This is a genomic window from Streptacidiphilus sp. MAP12-20, from assembly GCF_041262525.1.
Classification (GTDB): domain Bacteria; phylum Actinomycetota; class Actinomycetes; order Streptomycetales; family Streptomycetaceae; genus Streptacidiphilus.
Map to the genome: position 1 here is coordinate 55,649 of NZ_JBGCCK010000032.1, position 11,904 is coordinate 67,552.

10 protein-coding genes are annotated in these 11,904 nt (G+C 69.9%); 9 read left to right on the top strand and 1 reads right to left on the bottom strand.

Going from position 1 to position 11,904, the window contains the following annotated elements; all coding sequences use genetic code 11:
* The first annotated feature begins 55 nt into the window (after positions 1 to 55).
* From eccD to ABIA32_RS30885, 6 genes are all read left to right on the top strand, one after another.
* Entirely contained in the window at positions 56 to 1,504 is a 1,449-nt protein-coding gene (eccD, locus tag ABIA32_RS30860) for a type VII secretion integral membrane protein EccD (protein ID WP_370102687.1), read from the top strand.
* A 111-nt stretch (positions 1,505 to 1,615) separates the two neighbouring features.
* On the top strand, positions 1,616 to 1,906 hold the full coding sequence (gene rpsO, locus ABIA32_RS30865; protein ID WP_370102689.1) for a 30S ribosomal protein S15: 291 nt from the start codon (positions 1,616 to 1,618) through the stop codon (positions 1,904 to 1,906).
* 414 nt (positions 1,907 to 2,320) lie between these two features.
* Positions 2,321 to 4,522 (top strand): polyribonucleotide nucleotidyltransferase, encoded by a 2,202-nt coding sequence (locus ABIA32_RS30870; protein ID WP_370102711.1) that lies wholly within the window; start codon positions 2,321 to 2,323, stop codon positions 4,520 to 4,522.
* Positions 4,523 to 4,744: 222 nt separating this feature from the next.
* Complete coding sequence (locus ABIA32_RS30875; RefSeq protein WP_370102691.1) at positions 4,745 to 6,103, top strand: M16 family metallopeptidase; 1,359 nt, start codon at positions 4,745 to 4,747, stop codon at positions 6,101 to 6,103.
* 48 nt (positions 6,104 to 6,151) lie between these two features.
* Positions 6,152 to 6,910: a 4-hydroxy-tetrahydrodipicolinate reductase gene (gene dapB / locus ABIA32_RS30880; protein ID WP_370102693.1), complete on the top strand. Its 759-nt coding sequence runs from the start codon at positions 6,152 to 6,154 to the stop codon at positions 6,908 to 6,910.
* A gap of 7 nt (positions 6,911 to 6,917) precedes the next feature.
* Positions 6,918 to 7,382: a hypothetical protein gene (locus ABIA32_RS30885; protein ID WP_370102695.1), complete on the top strand. Its 465-nt coding sequence runs from the start codon at positions 6,918 to 6,920 to the stop codon at positions 7,380 to 7,382.
* Here ABIA32_RS30885 and ABIA32_RS30890 read toward each other — a convergent pair.
* The gene (locus ABIA32_RS30890) at positions 7,336 to 7,923 is read right to left on the bottom strand and encodes an N-acetyltransferase family protein (protein ID WP_370102697.1); all 588 of its coding nucleotides are present in this window, start codon (positions 7,921 to 7,923) and stop codon (positions 7,336 to 7,338) included. The genes ABIA32_RS30885 and ABIA32_RS30890 overlap by 47 nt on opposite strands.
* Before the next feature lie 166 nt (positions 7,924 to 8,089).
* On the opposite strand from ABIA32_RS30890, the gene thyX reads away from it, so the two are divergent.
* The 3 genes from thyX (at position 8,090) to ABIA32_RS30905 (ending at position 11,780) form a co-directional block, all read left to right on the top strand.
* On the top strand, positions 8,090 to 8,830 hold the full coding sequence (gene thyX, locus ABIA32_RS30895; protein WP_370102699.1) for an FAD-dependent thymidylate synthase: 741 nt from the start codon (positions 8,090 to 8,092) through the stop codon (positions 8,828 to 8,830).
* Positions 8,831 to 9,064: 234 nt separating this feature from the next.
* Complete coding sequence (gene dapA, locus ABIA32_RS30900) at positions 9,065 to 9,964, top strand: 4-hydroxy-tetrahydrodipicolinate synthase (protein WP_370102701.1); 900 nt, start codon at positions 9,065 to 9,067, stop codon at positions 9,962 to 9,964.
* A 130-nt stretch (positions 9,965 to 10,094) separates the two neighbouring features.
* On the top strand, positions 10,095 to 11,780 hold the full coding sequence (locus ABIA32_RS30905) for a ribonuclease J (protein ID WP_370102703.1): 1,686 nt from the start codon (positions 10,095 to 10,097) through the stop codon (positions 11,778 to 11,780).
* Positions 11,781 to 11,904: the final 124 nt, after the last annotated feature.

Genomic DNA, 11,904 nt, shown 5'->3' on the forward strand with positions numbered 1-11,904 from the left:
CAGGTCTCCGGTAGGGTGAGCCGCTGTCAAGTCACGGTATGGGGGAGGCCACCACGTGAGCGCCAGTGCCACGACCGGGTTCTGCCGGGTCACCGTCGTCGCGCCGGACAGTCGGATCGACGTCGCGTTGCCCGAGGACGTCCCGCTCGCCGACATCTATCCCGAGGTGCTCCGCCTCTCCGGGCAGACTCAGGCGGAGGGCGCGCCCACCGGGTTTCATCTCGTGCGGCGTGACGGCAGCGTCCTGGACAGCAGCCTGCCCCTGCAGGCCCAGCAGGTCCGCGACGGCGACCTGCTCAGCCTCCGGCCCTTCGCCGAGTCGCTCGCGCCCGCCGTCTACGACGACGTCGCCGACGCGATCGCGGCCGGTGTCGGTGAGGACCGCAGCCAGTGGGGGCCCACCCTCATGCGGACCGCAGGTCTCATCGGCGGGGTGATCGTTCTCGCGCTGCTCGGCTTCGCGCTCTGGTTCTCCGACCTGCAGCACGACATGCACTCCCTCCCCGGACTGATCGCCGGCCTCGCCGCCGCCGTGCTCGTCGCGCTCGCCGGTGTCCGCGCCCGCGTCTACGCCGACCGGGGCTCCGCCCTCGCGCTCGGGCTGGCCGCGCTGCCGCTCGCGCTGCTCGGCGGCTCCGGCATCGTCGCGCCCGCCGAGGGTCAGGGGCCCGGCCGGATCCAGTTCCTGGTCGGCTGCATCGTCGTCCTGCTGGCCGGCGTACTGCTCGCCGCGCTGATGCCCGCAGGCGACGCCGTCTTCGTCGCCGCCGCGCTGGTCTCCGGCGTCGGCACCCTGGCCACCCTGGCCGGCGTGCTCACCGAGGCGTCCGCCCGCGAGGTCGCGGCCGGGGCCGCCGTCGTCGCCGTCGCGCTGATCGGCTTCCTGCCGTCCCTCTCCTCGCGCTTCGCGCGGCTGCCCGTCGGCTTCCACGCCCCGCAGCAGCGCGGCTCCGCGCTGCGCGGCGAGGGGGAGGAGGGTGGTCCGGCCGTCGACCTCAGCCGGATCGCCGTCCAGGCCCGCCGTGGCCACGAGCTGCTCGTCGGCATGGTCGGCGGTTGCGCCGCCGTCGTGCTGGGCAGCAGCGTCGTGCTGGCCTTCTCGAACAGCACCTGGCCGGAGCTGCTGGCGCTCGCGCTCGGCGTCTCCACGATGCTGCGCGCCCGGCTCTTCCGGCACACCTCGCAGGTGCTGTGCCTGCTCGCGGCCGGCCTCGGCAGCCTCGCGCTGCTGATCCTGGGCCTCGCCCTGCACATGCCGCTGTTCCTCTACACGAACATGCGGAACACCTCCGCCGTCGACGTCCGCACCCTGGCCATGGCGGCGGGGATCGCCGTCGCCGCCGCGATCCTGGTCGGGATCGCGTTGGTGGTCCCTAACAAGGGCGTCTCGCCGTTCTGGGGCCGGATCCTCGACCTGGTCGACGGTCTGACCCTCGCCTCGCTCATCCCGCTGGCCCTCGCGGTCCTGGACGTCTACGGCACGGTCAGGGGCTTCACTTCCTGACTGGTAGGCTGGACCGCTGGGATGCCCGTCAAGGATGTCCCGCCGTCGAGTACATCAGACCCTGTGAGGCAGACCAGGGGCGCTCGGCACACTGATCGTGAAGGAGTGGGCATGGCCCTCGACCAGAGCATCAAGAAGCAGATCATCGCTGAGTACGGCACCAAGGAGGGCGACACCGGCTCCCCCGAGGTCCAGATCGCGATGCTCAGCCGCCGTATCTCGGACCTGACCGAGCACCTCAAGTTCCACAAGCACGACCACCACTCCCGTCGTGGTCTGCTGCTCCTGGTCGGTCAGCGTCGCCGCCTGCTGCAGTACCTGGCCAAGACCGACATCGAGCGCTTCCGCACCCTGGTGGACCGCCTCGGCATCCGCCGTGGCGCCGCGGGCTCCGCTCGCTAGTTCGACCCGCTCGGGGGCGGCTCTCATTCGGAGAGCCGCCCTTCGGTGCATTCGGCTCCGCCGAACAATCGACACAGTCGGCCACGCCACGCGGCGTGGTTGAGCCTTGGGCACGCGTGGGAAAGAGACCGTGCGTAAGGTGTGAAAGACAAAGGGTGTCTGCAAGCACACGGCTGGCAGACACCGGACGCGGAGCGTCCACCCGCATCCGAGCCAGCGCCCGCCAGGCGCCGGTCCTCGGTAGTGGCCGCCGGAGGAGCAAGACGCGAGACGCGTGCTCCGCCCGGCAGCTTCGATCGAAGACCGGCCAGGCACCTCTTTATTCAAGGACAGAGGCCGTCGGCACTAAGGACAGCGCGGGGACGCTCCACCTGAGGACAACAGAAGGAGATCTTCCGGGTGGAAGACAACACCATGCACGAGGCCGTAGCCGTCATCGACAACGGCAGCTTCGGCACCCGCACCATCCGCTTCGAGACCGGCCGCCTTGCCAAGCAGGCCGCCGGTTCGGCGGTCGCCTACCTCGACGACGACACCATGGTCCTCTCCGCGACCAGTGCGTCGAAGCAGCCGAAGGAGCACTTCGACTTCTTCCCGCTGACCGTCGACGTCGAGGAGCGCATGTACGCCGCCGGGCGCATCCCCGGCAGCTTTTTCCGTCGCGAGGGCCGCCCCTCCGAGGATGCGATCCTCACCTGCCGTCTGATCGACCGCCCGCTGCGTCCGTCCTTCGTCAAGGGCCTGCGCAACGAGATCCAGGTCGTCGTGACGGTCATGGCGCTCAACCCCGACCACCTGTACGACGTGGTCGCCATCAACGCCGCCTCCGCCTCCACGCAGCTGGCCGGCCTGCCCTTCTCCGGCCCGATCGGCGGCGTCCGCGTCGCGCTGATCCGTGGCCAGTGGGTCGCGTTCCCGACGCACAAGGAGCTCGAGGAGGCCGTCTTCGACATGGTCGTGGCCGGCCGCGCGCTGCCGGACGGCGACGTCGCGATCATGATGGTCGAGGCCGAGGCCACGCAGCAGACCATCGAGCTGGTCAAGGGCGGCGCCACGGCGCCGACCGAGGACGTCGTGGCCGCCGGCCTCGACGCCTCGAAGCCCTTCATCAAGGAGCTGTGCCGGGCGCAGGCCGAGCTGGCCTCGCACTCGGCCAAGGCCACCACCGAGTTCCCGGTCTTCCTGGACTACCAGGACGACGTGCTCGCCGCGCTGACCGCCGCCGTCTCCGACGAGCTGGCCCAGGCGCTCACCATCGCCGGCAAGCAGGCCCGCGAGGCCGAGCTGGACCGCGTGAAGGACCTGGCCTCCGAGAAGCTGCTGCCGGAGTTCGAGGGTCGCGAGAAGGAGATCTCCGCCGCGTACCGCGCGCTGACGAAGAAGCTGGTCCGCCAGCGCATCGTCAAGGAGAAGGTCCGCATCGACGGCCGTGGCCTGACGGACATCCGCACCCTGGCCGCCGAGGTCGAGGTCGTCCCGCGCGTCCACGGCTCGGCCCTGTTCGAGCGCGGCGAGACCCAGATCCTGGGTGTCACCACGCTGAACATGCTCCGCATGGAGCAGCAGCTGGACACGCTGGCGCCGGAGACGCGCAAGCGCTACATGCACAACTACAACTTCCCGCCGTACTCCGTCGGTGAGACCGGCCGCGTGGGCTCGCCCAAGCGCCGCGAGATCGGCCACGGCGCGCTCGCCGAGCGCGCGCTGCTGCCGGTGCTGCCGACCCGCGAGGAGTTCCCCTACGCGATCCGTCAGGTCTCCGAGGCGCTGGGCTCCAACGGCTCGACGTCCATGGGCTCGGTCTGCGCCTCGACCATGTCGCTGCTGAACGCCGGTGTGCCGCTGAAGGCCGCCGTCGCCGGTGTCGCCATGGGTCTGATCTCCCAGGAGGTCGACGGCGAGACGCACTACGTCGCGCTGACCGACATCCTCGGTGCGGAGGACGCCTTCGGCGACATGGACTTCAAGGTCGCCGGCACGAAGACCTTCGTCACGGCGCTGCAGCTCGACACCAAGCTGGACGGCATCCCCGCGTCCGTGCTGGCCGCCGCGCTGAAGCAGGCCCACGACGCGCGTCTGCACATCCTCGACGTGATGAACGAGGCGATCGACGTTCCGGACGAGATGTCCCCGAACGCGCCGCGCATCATCACGATCAAGATCCCGGTGGACAAGATCGGTGAGGTCATCGGCCCCAAGGGCAAGATGATCAACCAGATCCAGGAGGACACCGGCGCCGAGATCACGATCGAGGACGACGGCACGATCTACATCGGCGCGGCGGACGGCCCGGCGGCCGAGGCGGCGCGGACGACGATCAACCAGATCGCCAACCCGACCATGCCCGAGGTGGGCGAGCGGTACCTGGGCACCGTGGTGAAGACCACGACCTTCGGCGCGTTCGTGTCCCTCATGCCGGGCAAGGACGGCCTGCTGCACATCTCGCAGATCCGCAAGCTTGCCGGCGGCAAGCGCGTGGAGAACGTCGAGGACGTGCTCGCGGTCGGCACCAAGGTCCAGGTCGAGATCGCCGAGATCGACCCGCGTGGCAAGCTCTCGCTGATCCCGGTCGTCGAGGGCGAGGAGGCGGCTGACGCCGCTCCCGACGCTGAGTAGTAAGCAGTAGCTTGCACTCTGCGGCCCGGCTCGACCTTCACGGTTGAGTCGGGCCGATCCATGCACTATCCAGGGGCGCGGGGCTCTGCTCGATGAACTGCGCGCGCGAGAAACCACCGGCGTGCGGATGGCCCTGCTCGTTCGGGGATCCACGTCATAGGGTGGCTTGTCGCGCAGTTCCTCGCGCCCCTCAGGTAGTTGCAACATCCCGAAGGAAGTTAAGTGACCCAGACGACCGCCCAGGATCAGCGTCCCGGGACGACGAAGACGCTACTCAAGGGCGTTGATGGTGCAGGTACCGTCCGGAGGACCGTGCTGCCCGGTGGTCTCCGCATCGTCACGGAAACGCTGCCGACCGTGCGGTCCGCCGCGTTCGGGATCTGGGTCGGTGTCGGGTCTCGGGACGAGACTCCCGTGCTGAACGGGGCCACGCACTACCTGGAGCATCTCCTCTTCAAGGGGACGAAATCGCGCTCCGCGCTCGACATCTCCTCCGCGCTCGACGCGGTCGGCGGTGAGATGAACGCGTTCACCGCGAAGGAGTACACCTGCTACTACGCGCGGGTGCTCGACCGCGACCTGCCGCTTGCCGTCGACGTCGTCAGCGACATGCTGACCTCCTCGCTGGTCCGGCAGGAGGACATCGACACCGAGCGCGACGTTGTGCTCGAAGAGATCGCGATGACCGAGGACGACCCGGGCGACGTCGTGCACGACCTCTTCGCCAAGACCCTCTACGGTGACTCGCCGCTCGGCCGTCCCGTGCTGGGCACCGTCGACACCATCAACGCGCTCACCCGCGACCAGGTCTACGGCTTCTACCGCCGCCGCTATCGCCCCGAGCACCTCGTCGTCGCCGCCGCAGGCAACGTCGACCACGCCAAGGTCGTCCGCCAGGTCCGCCGGGCGTTCGAGAGCGTGGGCGCGCTCGGCCGCGAGGACGTGCTGCCCGCTGCTCCCCGTGGCGGGACCCGCGCGCTGCGCACGGCCGGCAAGGTCGACATCCTGGACCGGCCGACGGAGCAGGCCCACCTCGTGCTCGGGATGCCGGCGCTCGCCCGCACCGACGACCGGCGCTGGGCGCTCGGCGTGCTCAACTCCGCCCTCGGCGGCGGCATGAGCTCGCGGCTCTTCCAGGAGGTCAGGGAGAAGCGCGGGCTGGCCTACTCCGTGTACTCGTACACCTCCTCCTACGCGGACTCCGGCCTCTTCGGCATCTACGCCGGTTGCCAGCCGAAGCGCGTCGAGGAGGTGCTCAAGATCTGCCGCGAGGAGCTGGAGAAGGTCGCCGCCAACGGCATCACCGAGGAGGAGCTGAAGCGCGCCATCGGTCAGATGTCCGGCTCCACCGTGCTCGGCATGGAGGACACCGGCTCGCTGATGTCCCGCGTCGGCAAGGCGGAGCTCTGCTACGGCACCCACCTCTCCGTCGACGAGCTGCTCGGCAAGATCGCCGCGGTGACCCCGGACGACGTCCGCGACATCGCCGCCGACGTGCTGGGCGGGGTGCGCCCCTCCCTCGCCGTGATAGGGCCGGTCGCAGGCAAGCGGGCCTCCCGCCTCGCCGAAGCCATGGTCTGAACTTCCTCCCGGAACTGTTACTCCCGGAACTGTTAGGAGCCACTGCACATGAGCACGCCGCTGCGGGTCGCCGTCATCGGGGCCAAGGGCCGGATCGGCTCGGAGGCCGTCCGAGCCGTCGAGGCCGCCGAGGACCTGGAACTCGTCGCCGCCCTGGGCCGTGACGACAAGCTGGAGACGCTGGTCGAGTCGGGCGCGCAGGTCGCCGTGGAGCTGACCCACCCCGACGCGGTGATGGGCAACCTGGAGTACTGCACCGCGCACGGCATCCACGCCGTCGTCGGGACCACCGGCTGGAACGAGGAGCGACTCGCCCAGCTGGACACCTGGCTCGCGGCCTCGCCCGGCACCGGCGTGCTGATCGCGCCGAACTTCTCCATCGGCGCGATCCTGACCATGCGCTTCGCCCAGCAGGCGGCCCGCTTCTTCGAGTCCGTCGAGGTCATCGAGCTGCACCACACCGGCAAGGCCGACGCGCCCAGCGGCACCGCGACCCGCACCGCCCAGCTGATCGCCGCCGCCCGCGCCGAGGCCGGGCTGCCGCTCCAGGACGACCCGACCACGCACGGCCTCCCCGGCGCGCGCGGCGCGGACGTGGACGGCGTCCCGGTGCACGCGGTCCGGCTGCGCGGCCTGCTGGCCCACCAGGAGGTGCTCTTCGGCGGCGTCGGCGAGACTTTGACGATCCGTCACGACTCGCTGCACCACAGTTCGTTCATGCCCGGCATCCTGACCGGCGTGCGCAAGGTCGTGGAGGTTCCCGGGCTCACCTTCGGCCTCGAGAACTTCTTGTTCGAAGGAGAGTGACGGGGTCGTGGTCGCTCGGGTGATGTATTTCGTGGTCACGGCGGCGCTGCTGCTCGGGCTCGTCGTGGTCGCCGCGACCGGCGGCCAGCTGATGGCCAGCGGCAACGCGGCCGGGATCGGCATCGGCGTCTGCGCCGAGGCCTTGGTCGCGTTGGCGCTCTGGTTCGTCTGGAAGACGTACCGCTTCGGCCGGGACAGCCAGCGGCTCTCCCGGCTGCTGGAGGCCGAGGGCGGGCTGCCGGTCGACGAGCTGAAGCACACTCCCGGCGGCGGCATCGACCGCGACTCCGCCGACGCGGTCTTCGCCAGGCGCAAGGCCGAGACGGAAGAGGCGCCGGAGGACTGGCGCAGCTGGTTCCGCCTCGCCGTCGCCTACGCGGACGCCCGCGACACCCCGCGCGCCCGCAAGGCGATGGAGCGCGCGATCACACTGCAGCGCCAGTCCGGCCCCGAGGCCGCGGCAGCGCACTGACCTTGCGAGCGTCCGTCCGGGCGTAGCGGAGCTCCTGCAGCAGCGCGCCGCCCAGCTGCAGGACGTTGCGGCCGCCGTCGGGCCGCCAGCCCTGCCGCTCGTAGAAGCGGCGGGCCTGCGGGTTCTGCTCCAGCACCCAGAGGGCCAAGGCGTCGTACCCGTCCGCCGCGAGCGCCTTCGAGGCGGCGTCGAGCAGCGCCGCGCCCGCGCCGGTGAACCAGGCATCCGGATGGACGTAGAGGGCGTAGACCTCGCCGGTCCGCGGCCGCTCGCCGCGAGCCGCCTCGACGCTGGGCCGTTCGGGGCCCGCGATGGCGAAGCCCACGATTCGCGCGTCCCGTTCGGCGACCAGGTAGTGCCGGTCGGCGGGCTGCGAGCGGAGATGGTCCTGCGCCCGGCTCAGCGCGGCCCCGGCGTCCAGTTCGTCCAGATAGACCGGCGGGATCACCCCCGCGTACGCCGCCCGCCACGAGGCGATGCGCACCCGCACCACCTCGGCGAGATCCGCCTCGACCGCATCACGAACCGCCAGCTGCCCCATCTCTCCCCCTTCGGGGCGGCACTGTAGCCGAAATGTCCTTTGCGGGCCCGCGGCGGCTACCCTGTTCGGCGGGTCGCCGGGTAGTGCCGGTACCAGCATCGGCAGGCTCTCGGCATCGGACCGGAGCCCGGGGCAGAGTCGACCCATGATCGAAAGGAATTCCCCCTTGACCGACGAGACCTCGGCTGCGCCCGAGCCCCTCTTCCGTGACGACGTCACGGTGGAGCTGGTGCGCAGCAGTGCCCAGGACGCCGACGTGCTCTTCGCCGCGCGGGTCTCGACGGCGGGCGAGCAGTCGCTCGAAGAACTGCAGAAGGACCCGGAGCGCTCCAAGGGTCTGATCAACTACCTGATGCGCGACCGGCACGGTACGCCGTTCGAGCACAACTCGATGACCTTCTTCGTCAGCGCCCCGATCTTCGTCTTCCGCGAGTTCCACCGGCACCGCGCCGGCTGGTCCTACAACGAGGAGAGCGGTCGCTATCGCGAGCTCCAGCCGGTCTTCTACGTGCCGTCGCCCGAGCGGAAGCTCGTGCAGAAGGGCCGTCCGGGCAAGTACGAGTTCTTCGAGGGCACGCCGGAGCAGCAGAAGGCCGTGACCGAGGCGATGGAGGACTCCTACCGGCAGTCCTACGACCGCTACCAGGAGATGCTCGCTGCGGGCGTCGCCCGCGAGGTCGCGCGGGCCGTGCTGCCGGTCGGGCTCTTCTCGTCGATGTACGCGACGTGCAATGCGCGCTCGCTCATGCACTTCCTCTCGCTGCGTACCAAGGACGAGCGGGCCAAGGTGCCGAGCTTCCCGCAGCGGGAGATCGAGATGGTCGCCGAGAAGATGGAGCAGCAGTGGGCCGAGCTCATGCCGCTCACCCACGAGGCCTTCAACACGCACGGCCGGGTCGCGCCCTGATGGCACAGCCCCGCTGACCTGGGCCGGAGCTGACGGATCGCCCGTTTGGCAAGATTTCCCGTATGTCCCATTTGCGGGATATCTCACGGTTCCCTAATCTCAAAGCACGAGCCCCGGTGCCGCTTGAACCCCCGAGCAGGCGGCGCCGGGCTCCTTGCCTGTTCAGGCGGGTCGGCTGTCCTTCAGCTGGACCGTCTGTGCTTACCCCTGCCCGTAACGAGTAGCGTTGGACTCATGGCTCCGACCTCCACCCCCGAAACCCCCTTCGGCCGGGCGCTGACCGCGATGGTGACCCCGTTCACCGCCGACGGCTCCCTCGACCTCGAAGGCGCACAGCGGCTGGCCGTCCATCTCGTCGACGCAGGCAACGACGGCCTGGTCGTCAACGGCACCACCGGTGAGTCCCCGACCACCACGGACGCCGAGAAAGCCGCGCTGGTACGGGCTGTGCTGGAGGCGGTCGGCGACCGCGCCCACGTCATCGCGGGCGTCGGGACCAACGACACGCGCCACACGCTGGAACTCGCCCGCCAGGCCGAGCAGCTCGGCGCCCACGGCCTGCTCGTGGTGACGCCGTACTACAACAAGCCCCCGCAGGAGGGCCTGTACCGGCACTTCACCGCCGTCGCCGACGCGACCGGTCTGCCGGTCATGCTCTACGACATCCCCGGCCGCTCCGGCATCCCGATCGCCACCGAGACGATCGTCCGGCTGGCCGAGCACCCGCGGATCGTCGCGAACAAGGACGCCAAGGGCGACCTGGCCGCGGCGAGCTGGGGCATCGCCCAGAGCGGCCTGGCCTGGTACTCCGGCGACGACATGCTGAACCTGCCGCTGCTCTCCGTGGGCGCGGCCGGCTTCGTCAGCGTCGTCGGGCACGTCGTCACCCCGGACCTGCGCGCCATGGTCGACGCCTTCGTCGCCGGCGAGGTCGCCAAGGCCACCGAGATACACCAGCGGTTGCTGCCGATCTTCACCGGCATGTTCCGCACCCAGGGCGTGATCACCACCAAGGCGGCGCTCAACCTCATGGGCCTCCCGGCCGGGCCGCTGCGGCTGCCCCTGGTCGAGGCCACCGAGGCGGAGATCGCTCAGCTGAGGAGGGATCTCGCCGACGGAGGGGTACACCTCTGAGAACAGACGTCCACGTCCCGGTCCTCGGTGACGTGATGCAACACCCGTTTGCAGGACCCGTACAGCAGAAACGATGCCGCGTGCGCCAGAGCCAGGAAGCTCCGACCGGCGCCCGCGGGAAGGAGAACCTTTGAGTCATCCCCACCCCGACCTGGGCACCCCGCCCCCGCTCGCCCCGAACGCCCTGCGGATCACCCCGCTCGGCGGCCTCGGCGAGATCGGCCGCAACATGACGGTCTTCGAGTACGGCGGCCGCCTGCTCATCGTCGACTGCGGCGTGCTCTTCCCCGAGGAGGAGCAGCCGGGCGTCGACCTGATCCTGCCGGACTTCACGTCCATCAGGGACAGGCTCGACAAGATCGACGGAATCGTCCTCACCCACGGGCACGAGGACCACATCGGCGCCGTCCCCTACCTGCTTCGCGAGAAGCCGGACCTCCCGCTGATCGGCTCCAAGCTCACGCTGGCGCTGATCGAGGCCAAGCTGGCCGAGCACCGGATCCGGCCCTACACGCTGGAGGTCAAGGAGGGCCAGCGCGAGCGCATCGGAGCCTTCGACTGCGAGTTCATCGCGGTCAACCACTCCATCCCGGACGCGCTGGCCGTCGCCATCCGCACCCCGGCCGGTCTTGTCGTCGCCACCGGCGACTTCAAGATGGACCAGGTCCCGCTGGACCGCCGCCTCACCGACCTGCCGACCTTCGCCCGTCTGGGCGAGGAGGGCATCGACCTGCTGCTGGTCGACTCGACCAACGCCGAGGTCCCCGGCTTCATCGCGCCCGAGCGCGAGATCGGCCCGGTGCTGCAGCAGGTCTTCGACCGCGCCGACAAGCGCATCATCGTCGCGAGCTTCGCCTCGCACGTGCACCGCATCCAGCAGGTGCTGGACACGGCGCACGAGTTCGGTCGCAAGGTCGCGTTCGTGGGCCGGTCGATGGTCCGCAACATGGGCATCGCGCGGGACCTCGGTTACCTCAAGGTTCCGGGCGGCCTCGTCGTCGACGTGAAGACGCTGGACGACCTGCCGGACGAGGACGTGGTCCTCATCTGCACCGGCTCGCAGGGCGAGCCGATGGCGGCGCTGTCGCGCATGGCCAACCGCGACCACCAGATCCGCATCGTCGAGGGCGACACCGTCATCCTCGCGTCGTCGCTGATCCCCGGTAACGAGAACGCGGTCTACCGCGTGATCAACGGGCTGACGCGGTGGGGCGCGAACGTCGTGCACAAGGGCAACGCCAAGGTGCACGTCTCCGGCCACGCCTCGGCGGGCGAGCTGCTCTACTTCTTCAACATCTGCAAGCCGCGCAACCTCATGCCGGTGCACGGTGAGTGGCGCCACCTGCGGGCGGTGTCGGAGCTCGGGCAGAAGACGGGCATCCGCAAGGACCGCATCGTCATCGCCGAGGACGGCGTCGTGGTCGACCTGGTCGACGGTGTCGCGCGCATCGTCGGCAAGGTGCAGGCCGGCTACGTCTACGTGGACGGCCTGTCGGTCGGCGAGATCGGCGAGGGTTCGCTCAAGGACCGTCGCATTCTCGGTGACGAGGGCATCATCACGGCGTTCATGGTCGTGGACTCGTCCACGGGCAAGGTGCTGAGCGGCCCGAACATCCAGGCGCGCGGTTCCGGCATCGACGACGACGCCTTCGGCCCCGCGATCGCCAAGCTCCAGGAGGCCCTCTCGCGCTCCGCGCAGGACGGCGTCCTGGAGACCCGCCAGATCCAGCAGCTGGTGCGGCGCACGCTCGGCAAGTGGGTGTCGGACACGTACCGTCGTCGGCCGATGATCCTGCCGATGGTCGTCGAGGTCTGATGTCCGCGTGAGTGACGCACGGGGCCCGATGGGCGGATTTGACTCCGTCTGCCGGGCCCCGTAACGTTCTCCGAGTTGCCCCGCTGAGCGGAGGCGCAAACCCCCCAGATATTCGGATTAATTC